Genomic DNA, 15046 nt, shown 5'->3' with positions numbered 1-15046 from the left:
GCGTCACTTCCCGAACAGTTCTGCGGCTGCGTGGCCGAGCACGGGGTAAATGGCCCCGGCCATCAGCACGACCCAGATGCCCACGACGGTCCAGAGCATCTGCTTCTGGTAGCGCGGGCCCTTGGACCAGAAGTCCACGGCGATGACACGGAGACCGTTGAGCGCGTGGAAGAGGATGGCGGCGACGAGGCCGTACTCCAGCAGCGCGACGATCGGAGTCTTGTAGGTAGCCACGACATCGTCGTACGCCTCGGGGGAGACGCGGACGAGAGCGGTGTCGAGGACGTGTACGAACAGGAAGAAGAAAATGAGGACGCCGGTGACTCGATGAGCCACCCAGGACCACATTCCTTCCCGGCCGCGGTACAACGTTCCAGCCGGCACGGAAAACCCTCCGGAAGCGGGGCGGGGGCCAGCCGGCTTCTTTGTCGGTCGGGCCCGGCCGGGTACGGTCCACCGGCCCCCGACATCGTAGCGACGAGTTGTCGGTTCCCTCGCGCGGGGGCCAGCGGTGTGATCAAACAGGCACGGACGGGCTATCCCACAGGGGCGAACCGGGCGATTCCGGGCGGGTGATGTCCGGCGGTCCGGGCGAACGGGACATTTCCTCGTCGGTCAGCGCGGCCAGTACGGCGAGTGCGGCCAGCCGGGCCCGGGCCAGCCGGCGCAGTTCGTCCGCGGCGACGGCCCGCTCCTCTTCCTCCTCGTGCCCCATCCGCTGCCGGATGCCCGCCAGCACCGCGTCCGGGTGCTCCTCGGCCGGATGCCCGTCCAGGCAGATCACGAAGGCGTGCCCGAACTTCCGTTCGTACTCGGCGTGGGCCGCGTCCAGCGCCAGATGGGCCGCGTACGGCGCGCCCTCGTGCAGCTCCGAGGGGAACTCGGCGCTCAGCGCCTCCGTCAGGTCCGCCTGGCGCAGGTCGTACGAGGCCTCGTCGGCGGCGGCCAGCAGTGCGCCCAGATCCGGGTACGGCCGGTGCGCGGCCACCCGGTGCGCCCAACGGCGGCTGCCGCAGCACCGCAGCAGCACCCGCTCGGCCGCCTCGACGGGGGCCGCGTTGAACCGTGCGAGGGCGCTTCCGCGGACCTGGGCCGGGAGGGGGCTGGACAGCGTGGGGCTCCTCGGGACGTGTCGGGTGTGCGGCAACGCTATCGACGCGAACGCGTGCACACGGCACGCAGCGGCCGATTTCACCCGGACGAGAAGGGCGCCGGAGGTGTGAGACTGGGGAGAAGGCGGAAACGGAGAAGGCGACCGAGGCCGCCACCCCCCACAGGAGAGGCCCCGGTCGCCGTTCCGACACGGGCTCGTGCGACAAGCCCGTACCTCTGTCAGCGTCCTGAGTGCGTTTTGTGTCACACCCCGCTCCGCGCAGGAGTGGTTGCTGGTTGTACAACTCGTGGACGTAGGTGCCCGAAGGCCGTAACGTGCTGATTTGCGCAGGACGTACAGGACAGTGGACGGGTTGGGGATTTTGCTGGGGGACGACGCGGAGCTGACCGCCGCGGTGCTCGCGGCGCAGCACGGCGACGAAGGCGCGTTCCGTACTGTGTACCGCGCCGTGCACCCGCGACTGCTCGGGTACGTACGGACGCTGGTCGGCGATACCGAGGCCGAGGACGTCACCTCCGAGGCGTGGCTGCAGATATCCCGCGACCTTTCGGCCTTCGCCGGTGACGCCGACCGGTTCCGCGGCTGGTCCGCCCGGATTGCCCGCAACCGGGCCCTCGACCACATCCGGATGCGCGGCCGCCGCCCCGCCGTCGGCGGCGACGAGACGGAGCTGACCGGACGGGCCGCCGACTCCGACACCTTCGGCGAGGCCATGGAGTCCCTCTCCACCGGCCGCACCATGGCCCTGATCGCCCGGCTCCCGCAGGACCAGGCCGAGGCCGTCGTCCTGCGCGTGGTCGTCGGACTCGACGCCAAGAGCGCCGCCGAGACCCTCGGCAAGCGGCCCGGAGCGGTCCGCACCGCGGCCCACCGGGGTCTGAAGAAGCTGGCCGAAATGCTGGGGTCCGAACACGGAGCGGAGCCCGGCCCGGAACGCGATGACCCGGGCCGTCATAATGCCTCAGGCCGTGCCGCGGACACCGCGGCCACGGGAGGCCCGCGCGATCTCGACGCCGTTCCGGCGCAGCGCGGTCCAGGTGGGGACCTCGTACAGCGAACCGGTGTGACGCATTCACGTTGGCGGACGCAGAAGGACATGTGATGGCCGACGATCGCAACAGGTGGCTGGACTCGGCCGCGGCGGAAAGAATGCTGCGCGGCGAGCCGGTCGGGCCTGTCGCGGATCGCCACGCGGCCGACGAGGCCGCACGTCTACGCGCGGTGCTCGACGAACTCGCGGCCTCCGCCGCACCGGCCGACTCCGAACTTCCCGGCGAGGCCGCCGCACTGGCCGCCTTCCGAACCGCCCGCGGCCCGGCCGGCACCCAACCGGAACACGAAGCGGAGCCCACGGCCGGATCCGCCGACGACCGGGGCCCGCTGGTGGCGCTGGGCAGGACGACGATCCGCCGCCCCGTACGGAACAACTCGCTCCGGCTGGGTCTGGCCGCCGCGGTGGCAGGCGTGGCCCTCGGCGGGGTCGCCGCCGCGACCGGCTCCGGCCTGTTCGGCGGCACCCTCCACAACGCCGCGGACCCCCGCCCGGCCGTGTCGGTCACCACCGGTCCCAGCTCCTCCCCCGGCGAGCGGGCGGCCGGCGGCACCACCGGGCCCGGCACCCCGGAGGGCGGCCACAGCCGGCTCCGCGACAACGACCGTTCCGGCACGCCGGGCACCGGCGGTACGCCGACGGGACCCGGCTCCGGACAGCCGGGCACCGGCACCGGCGGGAACGGTGGGGACGGCGACACCGCAGGCCCGGACCAGGACACCGGCGCAGGCATGGACGGATCCAGGGACCCCGCGACCCGGATGATCCGGGTGGCCGACCTGTGCCGGGCGCACCGGGCGGGCCGGATCACCCTGGACGGCCGGGAGAAGCTGGCCCGCGCGGCGAAGGGCGTCTCGGGCATCGACCGGTTCTGCGACCGGCTGCTCAACGGGGACCCCGACACCTCGGGCAGTGGCGGCGGCGCCGGGGGCACCGGCGGCAAGGGTGGTTCGGGCGGTGACGGCTCGGACCGCTCAGGCGACTCGGACCGCTCCGAGGACCCGGACCCGGACCCGGACGGGACCGGGGGCCGCCGGGGAACCGGCAGCACCTCCAGCGGGATCCTTCAGGCGCCGACGGTCGGCCCGGCCCCGTCGCGCCTGTCGCACCCGGCCCCGAGCGGCGCGGACATCCCGCTGTAACACTTTCCGACCCGTCGGCGCAGTACTGATTGAGCCGACTGGTCATCGGCCGCGCACGAGCCGGGGTTCCCCCCGTACCCCTGGGCTCTGCGCAACCGGCGCGGGCGGGGCACGTTCCCCCGGCCCTGCCCGCGCCCTCAGCTTCCGCCCGCAGGCGGATCACCAGTAGACGACGACCTTGTCGCCGACGGCCACCTGGTCGAACAGCGCGGAGACCTTCCCCATGTCACGCACGTTCACGCAGCCGTGCGAGGCCCCGGCGTAGCCGCGCGCCGCGAAGTCCGCCGAGTAGTGCACCGCCTGGCCGCCGCTGAAGAACATCGCGTACGGCATGGACGTGTGGTAGAGCGTGGAGGTCCATTTCCGCTCCTTCCGGTCCACCTTGAACACGCCCTCGCGGGTCGGGGTGTTCTCCGAGCCGAAGCGGACGTCCATGGACGAGACGACCTTGCCGTCGATCATCCAGGCCAGGGTGCGGCTCTCCTTGCTGATGCACATCACCCGGCCCTGCATGCAGCGCGGGTCCGGTGCATCGAGCTCGTTGGTGGTCGGCGGGCGCAGCTCGTCGGCGGTGGGCTTCCGGCTGTTGCCCTGGACCTTCGCCCAGGTGGCCTGGTCCACCGAACCCGACACGGTCAGCCCGTGCTTGCCCTGGAAGGCGCGGACGGCGGCCGTGGTCTTCGAGCCGTAGAAGGCGGTGGGCGCCGTCTTCAGGTGCCCCAGCTGCCGCAGCCGGGCCTGCAGCTCGCGCACCTGCTCGCTCTCGTCGCCGTTGGCCATCACGTACCTGACGGAGGGCGAGGCCGACGCGGAGGGGGAGCCGGAAGCCGATGCCGAGGGGGACGCGGACTCCGAGGCGGAGGCCGAGGGAGAGGCGTCACCCGGCTTGCCGTCCGAGGAGCCGGTCGGGGAGGGCGCGGGGGAACTGCTGTCCGAAGAGGGCGAGGGCGCGAGCGCGGCCGGCGCGCCGGGCTTGTTCTCCTGCGGTCCACAGGCGGTCGCGGTCGCGGCGAGCACGACGGCGCCGGCCATGCCGAGCGCACGGAAGGTCACTCTCTTGCGGTTCTGGCGAAACATCTTGGTCCCCCGGAGTTCAGTGGCTTCACATAGTTCGATGCCTTGGCTGGCGTGGTTGGTTGCGCACTGTTCCGGGATGTTGCGCCATTGTGACAAGAGGGCGTCCCGGAACGGCGCGGAGACGTTCTACCAGGACCGGACCGGTCGGCGTCATGGAGGTTTCTGCCAGATGTCACACCGCAGGAGTGGATTCACCGAGAGCGGACTGCCGCTGCAACCGGTGTACGGGCCCGAGGCCCTGACGCACTGGGACCCCGCGGCGAGTCTGGGCGAACCGGGGCAATACCCCTTCACCCGGGGCGTGTACCCGAGCATGTACACGGGCCGCCCGTGGACGATGCGTCAGTACGCCGGCTTCGGTACGGCCGCCGAGTCCAACGCCCGCTACCGGCAGCTCATCGACGCCGGCACCACCGGCCTGTCCGTGGCCTTCGACCTGCCCACCCAGATGGGACACGACTCCGACGCGCCGCTCGCGCACGGCGAGGTCGGCAAGGTCGGCGTGGCGGTGGACTCGGTGGAGGACATGCGGGTGCTGTTCGACGGCATCCCGCTCGACCGGGTGTCCACCTCGATGACCATCAACGCCCCCGCCTCGCTCCTGCTGCTGCTCTACCAGCTCGTTGCGGAGGAGCAGGGCGTACCGGGCGACCGGCTGACGGGGACCGTGCAGAACGACGTACTGAAGGAGTACATCGCGCGCGGGACGTACATCTTCCCGCCCGCGCCCTCGCTGCGGCTGGTCGCCGACACGTTCCGGTACTGCCGGGCCGAGATCCCGAGGTGGAACACCATCTCCATCTCCGGCTACCACATGGCCGAGGCGGGGGCCTCGCCCGTGCAGGAGGTCGCCTTCACCCTGGCCGACGGGATCGCGTACGTCCGCACCGCGATCGGCGCCGGCATGGAGGTCGACGAGTTCGCGCCCCGGCTGTCCTTCTTCTTCGTGGCCCGCACCACCCTGTTGGAGGAAGTGGCCAAGTTCCGGGCCGCCCGCCGGATCTGGGCCCGGGTCATGCGCGAGGAATTCGGGGCGAAGGACCCCAAGTCGCTGATGCTGCGCTTCCACACGCAGACCGCCGGGGTGCAGCTCACCGCCCAGCAGCCGGAGGTGAACCTGGTCCGGGTGGCCGTCCAGGGCCTGGCGGCGGTGCTCGGCGGCACCCAGTCGCTGCACACCAACTCCTTCGACGAGGCCATCGCGCTGCCGACGGAGAAGTCCGCCCGGCTGGCCCTGCGCACCCAGCAGGTACTGGCGTACGAGACGGACGTCACGCACACCGTGGACCCCTTCGCCGGGTCCTACGTCGTGGAGTCGATGACGGACGACCTGGAGCGCGCCGTGGTGGAGCTCATGGACCGGGTCGAGTCGATGGGCGGGGCGGTCACGGCGATCGAGCACGGCTTCCAGAAGGCGGAGATCGAACGCAACGCCTACCGGATCGCCCAGGAGACCGACAGCGCGCAGCGGGTGGTGGTCGGCGTGAACCGCTTCACCCTGGACGAGGAGGAGCCGTACCAGCCGCTGCGCGTGGACCCGGCGATCGAGGTCCGTCAGCGGGAACGGCTGGCCCGGCTGCGGGCCGGCCGCGACGGCGCCGCGGTGGACGCGGCCCTGGCGGAACTGCGGGCGGCGGCCGAGGGCACCGCCAACGTGCTGTACCCGATGCGGGAGGCGCTGCGGGCCCGGGCCACCGTGGGGGAGGTGTGCAACGCACTGCGACAGGTCTGGGGCAGTTACGTACCGGCCGAATCCGCATGGTGAAACTCACCGTGGTGTCAGGTGCAAACCCATGCGACACTCCTGCACATGCTGGGTGTCACCGACCTTCCGACCTATCTCGCCGCCCTGGCCCTGATCGTCCTGCTGCCGGGCCCGAACTCGCTGTACGTGCTCTCCGTCGCGGCCCGCCGCGGTGTGCGCGCCGGCTACACGGCCGCGGCCGGGGTGTTCACCGGCGACTTGGTGCTGATGCTGCTGGCGGCGGTCGGTGCCGGGGCGCTGCTCCAGGCCAGCCCGCTGCTGTTCGGCATCGTGAAGTACCTCGGTGCGGGATACCTCGCCTGGATGGCCGTCGGCATGATGCGGGCCGCCCTGGCCATGTGGCGGGACCGCAGGGCCGGGCGGGCGGAGCTGCCGGACACGGCGCTCCCGGCCACGGGGCTCCCGGAGGCGGCGCTCCCGGCCGGGCAGCCGGCGGCGCCGGCCGGTGCGGCCGAGCGCCCCTACCGGCGGGCGCTGGTGGTCAGCCTGCTGAACCCGAAGGCCATCCTGTTCCTGCTGTCCTTCTTCGTGCAGTTCGTCGACCCGGACTACGCCTACCCGGCGCTGTCGTTCCTGCTGCTCGGGTCCCTGCTGCAGCTGAGCAGCTTCCTCTACCTGAGCGCGCTGATATTCGGCGGCACCCGCCTGTCGGCCGCCTTCCGGCGGCGCAAGCGGCTCTCCGCGGGAGCCACCTCCGCCGCCGGCGTGCTGTTCCTCGGGTTCGCCGCGAAGCTCGCGGTCAGCTGACCTTCCGCTCCAGGGCCCGGCGCAGCCACGGGGTCAGCGGGCGTTCCACCAGGCGGTGGATCAGCCAGGCCAGGACCAGCATGAGGGCCAGGGCCGCGGCGAACGAGGCCACGGGCGGGACGTCCAGCCGGCGGTGCAGGGTGTGGATGACCACCCAGCCCAGATGCTCGTGGACCAGGTAGAAGGGGTAGGTCAGGGCTCCGGCCACGGTCAGCCAACCCCAGTTCATCCGGTCGAACACGCCGACCGCCACCAGGGCGATCAGCAGGAACCCCACGGTGACCACGGCGATGATCACCGTGGGCTCGCGGTACGAGAAGAACTTCGGGTTCGGGGCGTGCCACAGGCCGGCCACCGCGTAGTGCTGGCCCAGGGCCCAGCCGAGTACGGCGACGCCCCAGCCCAGCACGTCCCGGCGGTCCCGGTACACCAGGTAGAGGCCCATGCCGCCGATGAAGAACGGCGCGTACTCCGGCATCAGGACGAGGTCGAGCAGCTCGCTCTTCGAGGCGTCGGCGATGACCGCCGCCACGGTCCAGACCGCGCAGAACACCAGGGTCCGCCGACGGCCCCCGCCCGGCAGGATCACGAAGAGCGCGAAGAGCACGTAGAAGCGCATCTCGGCCCACAGCGTCCAGCACACCCCGAGCACCCGCTCGGCGCCCACCGGCTGCTGGAGCATGGTCAGGTTGGTGAGGAAGTCGGTCGGCGAGACCGTCTTCCACGCCACCGCGGGCAGTGCGAACACGGCGGTGACCAGGAGGAGCGCCACCCAGTACGCCGGGTAGAGGCGGGCCACCCGGGAGGCCAGGAAGGACCGCAGCGGCCGACCCCAGGCGCTCATCGAGATGACGAAGCCGCTGATGACGAAGAAGAACTGGACGCCCAGCGGGCCGTACGCGAACCAGGGCGCGGCATCGGGGAACAGCTCGCGCGGCGAGGCGCCCCACGCCTTGGACACGTCCCCGTTGCGCCCGCCGAAGTGGTAGAGGGCGACCATCAGCGCGGCCAGCAGCCGCAGTCCGTCCAGCGCGTGGAGCCGGCGGTGCCGGGTGCCCACGGCCGGCACCGGCTCGGGTTCCGCGGCCGCCGCGGCGCCGGTGCGGGGCTCGGGCAGGGGTGCGGTGACGCTCACTTCGACCGGCCCAACGCGCTCTTCTGCAGGCGGCGGATCCGGCGCACCGCCCGGCGCAGGGTGGGGCTCTTCGGCAGGAAGGACAGCTGGGCCGGGATCCCGCCGGGCAGGCCGAGGGTGGTCAGGCGGCGCCGCTTGAAGTACCGCCAGGTGTGCTCGTCGAGGCGGGTGGACAGGTACCGCTCGGCCTCCGCCCGGCGGGCGGAGAGCACCTGGGACTGCATGGCGTACCCGACGGCGACCAGCAGCCCGTCGAGCGCCTCGTGCACCCGCTCCGGGCCGGGCGCGGTCTGGGAGCGCACGGCCTCGGCGTCCTCCAGGTCCGGCAGCAGGGCGTCCACCACCGTCATCGGCACCCGGTTGCTGTTCTGGTACGGGGCGACCCGGTCCAGCAGCCGGCCGGTCCCGGTGCGGGCCACCGGGATGCCGTACAGGGTGGCGGCGGTGAGCAGCCCGGTGGAGAAGCAGCCGACCACCAGCGCGGGACGGAGCCGCTGGTAGACGACCTCGGCGAGCACCGGCTCGGTCAGCACGGTCAGGCGGGCGCCGAGCCGCGCGGCCTCCTCCTCCACGGAGCGGGAGTAGCGGGCGGGCGCGCTCGGGTGCGGCTTGAAGACGATCTCGGTGTGGCCCAGCGCGTGTGCGCCGCGGACCATCGTGACGTGCAGCTCGTCCTCCTCCTCGGGGGTGAGGAGTTCGAGGGCGGAGAGGTACTGGCCGAGCAGCAGCGCCGGGCCCTCCGCGATGTCGGGCAGCGCCGCCGCCTCCGCGGTGAGTTCGGAGAGCACCTTCAGGAAGGCCTCGGCGGGCACCAGCTCGGCCGGCACCCCGAACTCGGTGAGCAGCAGGGGCTTCAGACCGGGTGCCAGATCCAGGTGCAGCACCCGGCGGATCCGCATGCCCAGCTGCGCTTCCAGCTTGAACCGGGTGGGGCCGTAGCTCATCAGGCCGTCGGCGTAGACCTCGACCGCGGCTCCGGGGAAGAGCTGGCACACCGCCTGCGCGGGGGAGACCTGGATGGACTCCACGATCAGCTCGATCCGGTCCTCGCCCAGCCCCCACAGCGCGCGCAGCTGCCGTTCCCACAGCGGGACGTCCTCGGGCCGAGGGGTCCAGGTGCTCGGGTGGTACGGCTCGATGGTGGCGTTCCAGTCGAGGTGGTCGTCGAAGCGGGTGCGCAGCGCGGCGAAGCCGGGCATCCCGTCCAGCCCCGGGGTGATCTCCGGGATGGGCGCGTTGTTGCTGGTCAGCAGGATCCGGCGGTCGGCCGCGCCGAAGCTGCCCGCGTCGATCCCGGCGGCGAGCGTGGCCATCCCGTACAGGGTGGAGGCCAGGAAGATCTGTGTGGTGCGGAGCTCCATCAGGCGGCCACTCCCTCGCCCGACCGGCGGCGGAGCCGCCGCAGCAGCACCGACCGGTCCGTGTCCATGGAGTCCAGCGCCGTGTCGAGCACGTCCTGCGGCATTCTTCCGAGCGCGGCCGCACTCATCGAACGGAGCTTTTTGGCCACGTCGGGCTCGAACCTTTCAATGGATCCGATGTGATGCGCGATAATTGCACAGTATGTGCGAACGGCTTTCGGCAGCAGCTTTGCCGCATCCCGGTCCGCCGCGGTGTCCGCGATCACCTGATCGAATGCGCGGATGAAATCGAGCTGCCGGACGTCGCCGATCTGCGTGAGTGAGGTCGAAACTCCCCGCCGGTAGAAGATTCCGGCCAGTCCGACCGCCGCGAAGGACTCCGCCTCCCGGTGCAGCCGCCAGATCCACGGCCGGTCCTCGGCGGTCCGCAGACCGTCCGTGAAGTGCAGCAGCCCCCGGTCCAGCAGCCGCCGGTGGTACATCCCGGCCCAGGCGTACGGATAGTCCACCGAGGTCGGGCGCTCGGCGGGCAGGATGCCCGTCCGCGGATCGGCCGGGACGCCCTGCGGGCCGTACGGGATGCGCTGCACGGTGCGCGCCTTCCCGGTCACCTGCACATGGTCGTTGCGGACGAAGTCGCAGTTCAGGGCCTCGATGGCGGCCAGCGTCCGGGCCAGGTGGCCGGGCGCCAGCCAGTCGTCGCCGTCCATGAAGGCCAGGTACTCGCCGCGCGCCGCGTCCAGCCCGGTGTTCCGCGCGGTGGCCAGGCCGCCGTTCTTCTCGTGTCTGAGGTGCACCGCGCCGGGCAGCTCGCGCGCGGCCCGCTCCAGGAGCTCGGGCGTCCCGTCCGTCGAGCAGTCGTCGACGAGGAGGAACTCGAAGTCGTCCCGCGCGTTCAGTTCGAGGCTTTTCAGGGCATCCGGTGCGTATGTCTGCACGTTGTAGAACGGCACGACAACAGAGAGCTTGACCACCCGGCAGACATTAGGCCGTGGTGCGGCATTCACCGTGGACCATGCGAAGATTTTACGTGAACGGCGCGTGGCGCCGGAGTTAACCCGCCCCCACCGCGACCCCCTTCCGTCTCACTCCCCGGCGGATTCTCATTTCGTCGACGGGTTGTTAACCCTCCGTTGTGCGTTCGTTGGGCCGATCACCGGAATTCCGGCATAGCTTCTGGCCCGTGCCAGTAAGCAAGCGGGTCGCAGTGCTCGCCGATTCCGATACGCGATGGAAATGGGGCGCACTCACCGCGCACCGCATCGCCCCCGAATGCGCGGCCGAGGACGGAAACCTGACCGGTTTCCTGCTGCGCGGCCGGGCCACGCCCACCGCCCGCCAGCTCGGCGAGGTGGGCGTACGGGCCGACCGGCTGGACGAGGTGACCCTCCCCGAGTTCCTCGCCGAACTCCGCCGCGAGCGCTACGACATGGTGGTGCTCGCGCTGGTCGGCGGCGCCGTCCAGGCCGCCCTGCACGGCATCGCCGCCCTCTGGCCCGAACCTGCCCGCCGCCCCGTCCTGGTCACCGGCTACGTCGGAGTCGTCTACGAGAAGCTCGCCGACGGCCTGCTGCTGCGCCACGGCGCCGACCTCGTCCTCGCCAACTCCCGCCACGACGCCGGACGCTTCCGCGCCGTGTACGGGGGAGTGGGGGCCGACGCCTCCGCCGTCACCGAGACCGCCCTGCCCTTCCTCGACGGAGCGCCGTACGAGGAGTCCGTCGGCCACGCCCACACCGTGGTCTTCGCCGCCCAGCCCTCGGTGCCCGAGAGCGCCGCCGACCGTGGCTACCTGCTGCGCCGCGCCGCCCAGCACGCCCGCCTGCACCCCGGCCGGGAAGTGCTCGTCAAGCTGCGCAGCAAGCCGGGCGAGCACACCACGCACCTGGAGGAGATCCCCTACCAGCGGCTCGCCGACCGGATGCCGGACCCGCTGCCGCCCAACCTCCGCCTGGTGTACGGGAACATGGGCGAGGTCCTGGACCGCACCGACCTGCTGGTCACCGTCTCCTCCACGGCCGCCCTGGAATCCCTCGCCCGGGGCATCCCCACCGCCGTCCTCACCGACCTCGGCGTCCGCGAGACCCTCGGCAACCACCACTTCCTCGGCTCCGGCTGCCTGGCCTCCTGGGACCAGATCGACGCCGGGCTCCGCCCGGCCGGCGACCCCGCCTGGCTCGCCGCCCAGGGCGTCACCTCCGACGCCCCCTACGAGGCCGCCCGCGCCCGCATCACCGAGCTGCTCTCCCGGCCCGAACTCCCTCCGCCGGCCCCGTACTACACGGCCGTCACCGCGCCCGGCTACCTGCCCGGCATCCTCGCCCGCCATCACCTGGCCCCCGACGGCACCGTGCTCCCGGGCGCCGCCAAACCGCTCCACGAGAAGTCCCGGCTGCGCCGCTACCTGCGCTCCTACCTCCGCGAGGCGGCCCGCGGCACCTACCGCCACGGGGTCCAGCGCGTCGCCCCCGTCATCCGCAGGCTGGGGGAGCTGTGACCGCCCGGACCCCCGCCGGCACCCCGGCCCCCGGCACCCCGCCCGTCCCGCGCGTGCTGGCCGTCATCCCGGCCCGCGGCGGCTCCAAGGGCGTCCCCGGCAAGAACCTCGCCGAGGTCGCCGGAATCCCGCTGGTCACCCGCGCCGTCCGCGCCTGCCTGGCCGCGCCCACCGTCACCGACGTGGTCGTCTCCACCGACTGCACGGAGATCGCCGAAGCCGCCCGGGCCGCCTCCGCCGAGGTCGTCCGCCGGCCCGCCGCCCTCTCCGGCGACACCGCCACCAGCGAATCCGCGGTGCTGCACGCCCTGCAGGCCTTCGAGGAACTCCACTCCACCGAGGTCCACGTGGTCCTGCTGGTCCAGTGCACCAGCCCGTTCCTCGACCCCTCCGACGTCGAGTCGGTCGCGGCCGCCGTCGCCGCCGGCCCGGCCGACTCCGCCCTCACCGTCGCCCCCTTCCACGGCTTCCTCTGGCGGACCGCCCCCGCGGACGGCGGCCACGGCGTCAACCACGACAAGGCCGTCCGGCCCCGCCGCCAGGACCGCCCCCAGGACCTCCTGGAGACCGGCGCCGCCTACGCCATGGACGCGGCCGGGTTCCGCCGCGCCCGGCACCGATTCTTCGGGCACACCCTGCCCGTCCTCACCGATCCCGCCCGCGTGCTGGAGATCGACGACCCCCACGACCTGGCCCGCGCCCGTGCGCTGGCCCCGCTGCTCGACCCGAGCGCACCCGCGCCCGTACCGGCACCCGGACAGGAAGCCGTACCGGCACCCGCATACGCACCCGTACCGACCGAAGGACGCAACCCCGCATGAACGCCACCCAGACCTCCCGCCTGCGCCCGCTCGGATCGCGCACCGCCGGCCCCGGCCACCCGGTCTACGTCGTCGGTGAGATCGGCATCAACCACAACGGCGACCTGGCCAACGCCATCGCCCTGATCGACGCGGCCGCCGAGGCGGGCTGCGACGCGGTCAAGTTCCAGAAGCGCACCCCGGAGATCTGCACTCCGCGCGACCAGTGGGACATCGAGCGGGACACCCCCTGGGGCCGCATGACCTACATCGACTACCGCCACCGCGTGGAGTTCGGCGAGGACGAGTACCGCGCCATCGACGAGCACTGCAAGGAGCGCGGCATCGACTGGTTCGCCTCCCCGTGGGACACCGAGGCCGTCGCCTTCCTGGAGAAGTTCGACGTCCCCTGCCACAAGGTCGCCTCGGCCTCGCTGACCGACGACGAGCTGCTGCGCGCCCTGCGCGCCACCGGCCGCACCGTCATCCTCTCCACCGGCATGTCCACCCCGGCCCAGATCCGGCACGCCGTCGAGGTGCTCGGCAGCGCGAACATCCTGCTCTGCCACGCCACCTCCACCTACCCGGCCAAGGCCGAGGAGCTCAACCTGCGGGTCATCAACACCCTCCAGGCGGAGTACCCCAACGTCCCGATCGGCTACAGCGGCCACGAGACCGGCCTGCAGACCACCCTGGCCGCCGTCGCCCTCGGCGCCGTGTTCGTCGAGCGCCACATCACCCTCGACCGCGCCATGTGGGGCTCCGACCAGGCCGCCTCCGTCGAGCCGGGCGGCCTGCAGCGCCTGGTCCGCGACATCCGCACCATCGAGACCGCCCTCGGCGACGGCGTCAAGAAGGTCTACGAGTCCGAGCTCGGCCCCATGAAGAAGCTGCGCCGCGTCCAGGGCACCGTCGCGGCGGTCTGACCGCAGGTCCGCTCCGCGGGCCCGTTCCTCCCGCCAGTGAGCACCGCGCCCCATCGGGGGCGCGGGGAACTGCGCGACCAGCCACAGCCGGCCCGCGGGCCGGCGCACGGCCGAGGCGCCCCAGCCGGGGTCCGGGGCGGAGCCCCGGTTCCGGGAAGGGGCGGGGAGGGGACAGGCCCGCGCAGCGGCTCCGCACCCCCAAGAGGAGTCGTCGTGAACCCCCCTGCCACCACCCTCGCCTTCGTCGAGAGCCCGGTCCAGCTCCTGAACGTCCTGGAGTGGGCCCACGCGCAGAACGAGCGGGCACCCCTCCTCGACGGGGTCCCCACCCAGCCCGCCCGCGGCGCGGCATCCCCCTCCCACGGGGCGGAAGCGCTGCGCATCATCGTGCTGCCCCCCACCGACCCCATGTCCCGCGGCCAGCTGCGCCGCGTCACCGGGATCGCCCGGGACGAGGGCCACACCGTGCACTGGCAGGAGGCCCGCGGCGGCGCCGGCGCGCCCTTCAAGGCGCTGGCCGCGCTCGCCGGCCGGGTGCGCGAGGCCGAGCGGATCGTCGTCGGCGACCCCTTCTCCCGCTTCGTCCAGCTGCTGCTGGTCCCGGCCCGGGCGAAGGAGCTCGTCGTCGTCGACGACGGCACCGCCACCATGGAGTTCCTGGCGCAGGCCGGCCGCGGCGAACGCCTCCGCCGCTGGCACCGCACCGGCGGCGGCGCCCTCGGCCGGGTCAAGGAGCTGGCGTACGCGCCGGTCTCCGGCACCGCGCGGCGCCGGCTCACCCCGGCCGCCGGGCGCCGGGTGGAGGTCTTCAGCTCCATGCCGGTCACCCCGCTGCCGGGCATGGAGCTCAAGGTCAACGACTTCGGCTGGACCCGCTCCCGGTTCGGCCCGCCCCGGCTCACCAAGGGCACCGACCTGGTCGGGACCTCCCTGGTGGAGACCGGTGTGGTCGACGCCGGGCGCTACCTGGAGGCGGTCTCCCGGCTCACCCGGCAGCACGGCGTGACCCGCTACTTCGCGCACCGCCGCGAGTCCGCGGAGAAGCTCCGCGCGCTGAGCGAGGCGACCGGGCTGGAGATCGTACGTCCCGACCTGCCGCTGGAGCTGATCGCCCGGCGCGGTCCGGTCGGCCGGACCATCCTCAGCTTCCCGTCCACCGTCGTCCACACGCTGCCGTACGCACTGGCCGGTACCGGCGTCCGCGTGACCGTCTGCGACATCGACCCGGCCTGGCTGACCTCCACCGCCACCTCGCGGGCCCGCACCTTCCTGGCCGGGGTCACCGACACCGCCCGGGACGTGCACCGACTGCCCGCACAGGCTGCCCCGGCGGCCGGATGAGCGGCGGAGTTTACCCCCGGGTGTACGCGGTCATGCGTCCGGAGGACGGGATTTCTTCCCCGATCGGGTTGAACTTTTCCTGATCTCCAC

Annotated in this window: 13 protein-coding genes and 1 pseudogene; 8 read left to right on the top strand and 6 right to left on the bottom strand. The window is 72.6% G+C overall.

Annotated features, from left to right (window positions below; all coding sequences use genetic code 11):
* Positions 1 to 3 precede the first annotated feature (3 nt).
* On the bottom strand, positions 4 to 384 hold the full coding sequence (sdhC, locus tag ACGFQ9_RS17145; protein ID WP_389471039.1) for a succinate dehydrogenase, cytochrome b556 subunit: 381 nt from the start codon (positions 382 to 384) through the stop codon (positions 4 to 6).
* Between the two features lie 133 nt (positions 385 to 517).
* Complete coding sequence (locus tag ACGFQ9_RS17140; RefSeq protein ID WP_393574604.1) at positions 518 to 1147, bottom strand: 2-oxo-4-hydroxy-4-carboxy-5-ureidoimidazoline decarboxylase; 630 nt, start codon at positions 1145 to 1147, stop codon at positions 518 to 520.
* Between the two features lie 328 nt (positions 1148 to 1475).
* Here ACGFQ9_RS17140 and ACGFQ9_RS17135 point away from each other — a divergent pair, with 328 nt between their 5' ends.
* Together ACGFQ9_RS17135 and ACGFQ9_RS17130 are read left to right on the top strand one after the other, a co-directional pair.
* Positions 1476 to 2216, top strand: a complete 741-nt coding sequence (locus ACGFQ9_RS17135) for an RNA polymerase sigma factor (protein ID WP_393574773.1) — start codon at positions 1476 to 1478, stop codon at positions 2214 to 2216.
* Positions 2216 to 3307 (top strand): hypothetical protein, encoded by a 1092-nt coding sequence (locus ACGFQ9_RS17130; protein ID WP_393574603.1) that lies wholly within the window; start codon positions 2216 to 2218, stop codon positions 3305 to 3307. Before ACGFQ9_RS17135 ends, ACGFQ9_RS17130 begins: the two co-directional genes overlap by 1 nt.
* Before the next feature lie 159 nt (positions 3308 to 3466).
* Here ACGFQ9_RS17130 and ACGFQ9_RS17125 read toward each other — a convergent pair whose 3' ends face one another.
* Positions 3467 to 4384, bottom strand: a complete 918-nt coding sequence (locus ACGFQ9_RS17125) for a peptidoglycan-binding protein (RefSeq protein WP_393574602.1) — start codon at positions 4382 to 4384, stop codon at positions 3467 to 3469.
* A gap of 169 nt (positions 4385 to 4553) precedes the next feature.
* Here ACGFQ9_RS17125 and ACGFQ9_RS17120 point away from each other — a divergent pair, with 169 nt between their 5' ends.
* Together ACGFQ9_RS17120 and leuE are read left to right on the top strand one after the other, a co-directional pair.
* Positions 4554 to 6149 carry a methylmalonyl-CoA mutase gene (locus ACGFQ9_RS17120; RefSeq protein ID WP_393574601.1) on the top strand — a complete coding sequence of 532 codons (1596 nt, stop codon included), beginning with the start codon at positions 4554 to 4556 and terminating at the stop codon, positions 6147 to 6149.
* A 45-nt stretch (positions 6150 to 6194) separates the two neighbouring features.
* Positions 6195 to 6896: a leucine efflux protein LeuE gene (leuE, locus tag ACGFQ9_RS17115; protein ID WP_393574600.1), complete on the top strand. Its 702-nt coding sequence runs from the start codon at positions 6195 to 6197 to the stop codon at positions 6894 to 6896.
* Here the strand turns inward: leuE and ACGFQ9_RS17110 are convergent.
* From ACGFQ9_RS17110 to ACGFQ9_RS17100, 3 genes are read right to left on the bottom strand one after another with little or no spacing between them, the layout of a single operon-like run.
* Complete coding sequence (locus ACGFQ9_RS17110) at positions 6889 to 8031, bottom strand: acyltransferase family protein (protein ID WP_393574599.1); 1143 nt, start codon at positions 8029 to 8031, stop codon at positions 6889 to 6891. The two genes, leuE and ACGFQ9_RS17110, sit on opposite strands and share 8 nt — an antisense overlap.
* A complete protein-coding gene (locus tag ACGFQ9_RS17105) occupies positions 8028 to 9392 on the bottom strand; it encodes a polysialyltransferase family glycosyltransferase (protein ID WP_393574598.1) in 1365 nt (454 codons plus the stop codon). Before ACGFQ9_RS17105 ends, ACGFQ9_RS17110 begins: the two co-directional genes overlap by 4 nt.
* The gene (locus tag ACGFQ9_RS17100) at positions 9392 to 10366 is read right to left on the bottom strand and encodes a glycosyltransferase family 2 protein (RefSeq protein ID WP_393574597.1); all 975 of its coding nucleotides are present in this window, start codon (positions 10364 to 10366) and stop codon (positions 9392 to 9394) included. Before ACGFQ9_RS17100 ends, ACGFQ9_RS17105 begins: the two co-directional genes overlap by 1 nt.
* Positions 10367 to 10599: 233 nt before the next feature.
* On the opposite strand from ACGFQ9_RS17100, the gene ACGFQ9_RS17095 reads away from it, so the two are divergent.
* The 4 genes and pseudogenes from ACGFQ9_RS17095 (at position 10600) to ACGFQ9_RS17080 (ending at position 14956) form a co-directional block, all read left to right on the top strand.
* Positions 10600 to 11889, top strand: coding sequence for a DUF6716 putative glycosyltransferase (locus ACGFQ9_RS17095; RefSeq protein WP_393574772.1), 1290 nt, complete (start codon positions 10600 to 10602; stop codon positions 11887 to 11889).
* Positions 11886 to 12638 (top strand): annotated as a pseudogene (locus tag ACGFQ9_RS17090) (cytidylyltransferase domain-containing protein); the annotation flags it as partial. The gene ACGFQ9_RS17095 and the pseudogene ACGFQ9_RS17090, both read left to right, overlap by 4 nt.
* Positions 12639 to 12706: 68 nt before the next feature.
* A complete protein-coding gene (locus ACGFQ9_RS17085; protein ID WP_393574596.1) occupies positions 12707 to 13615 on the top strand; it encodes an N-acetylneuraminate synthase family protein in 909 nt (302 codons plus the stop codon).
* A 213-nt stretch (positions 13616 to 13828) separates the two neighbouring features.
* Complete coding sequence (locus ACGFQ9_RS17080) at positions 13829 to 14956, top strand: hypothetical protein (protein ID WP_393574595.1); 1128 nt, start codon at positions 13829 to 13831, stop codon at positions 14954 to 14956.
* Positions 14957 to 15046 lie beyond the last annotated feature (90 nt).

Origin of the sequence: Streptomyces sp. NPDC048603, assembly GCF_043199475.1 — a bacterium.
In the GTDB taxonomy this organism is placed as follows: domain Bacteria; phylum Actinomycetota; class Actinomycetes; order Streptomycetales; family Streptomycetaceae; genus Streptomyces.
Note: the sequence above shows the minus strand (reverse complement) of the source record. Positions and strands in the feature narration are given on the sequence as shown.

What these genes read in the sequence shown, in the direction of transcription:
- ACGFQ9_RS17130 (WP_393574603.1), top strand. Translation starts at nt 2,216, where the DNA reads ATGGCCGACGATCGCAACAGGTGGCTGGACTCGGCCGCGGCGGAAAGA.
- ACGFQ9_RS17125 (WP_393574602.1), bottom strand. Translation starts at nt 4,384, where the DNA reads ATGTTTCGCCAGAACCGCAAGAGAGTGACCTTCCGTGCGCTCGGCATG.
- ACGFQ9_RS17120 (WP_393574601.1), top strand. Translation starts at nt 4,554, where the DNA reads ATGTCACACCGCAGGAGTGGATTCACCGAGAGCGGACTGCCGCTGCAA.
- leuE (WP_393574600.1), top strand. Translation starts at nt 6,195, where the DNA reads ATGCTGGGTGTCACCGACCTTCCGACCTATCTCGCCGCCCTGGCCCTG.
- ACGFQ9_RS17105 (WP_393574598.1), bottom strand. Translation starts at nt 9,392, where the DNA reads ATGGAGCTCCGCACCACACAGATCTTCCTGGCCTCCACCCTGTACGGG.
- ACGFQ9_RS17085 (WP_393574596.1), top strand. Translation starts at nt 12,707, where the DNA reads ATGAACGCCACCCAGACCTCCCGCCTGCGCCCGCTCGGATCGCGCACC.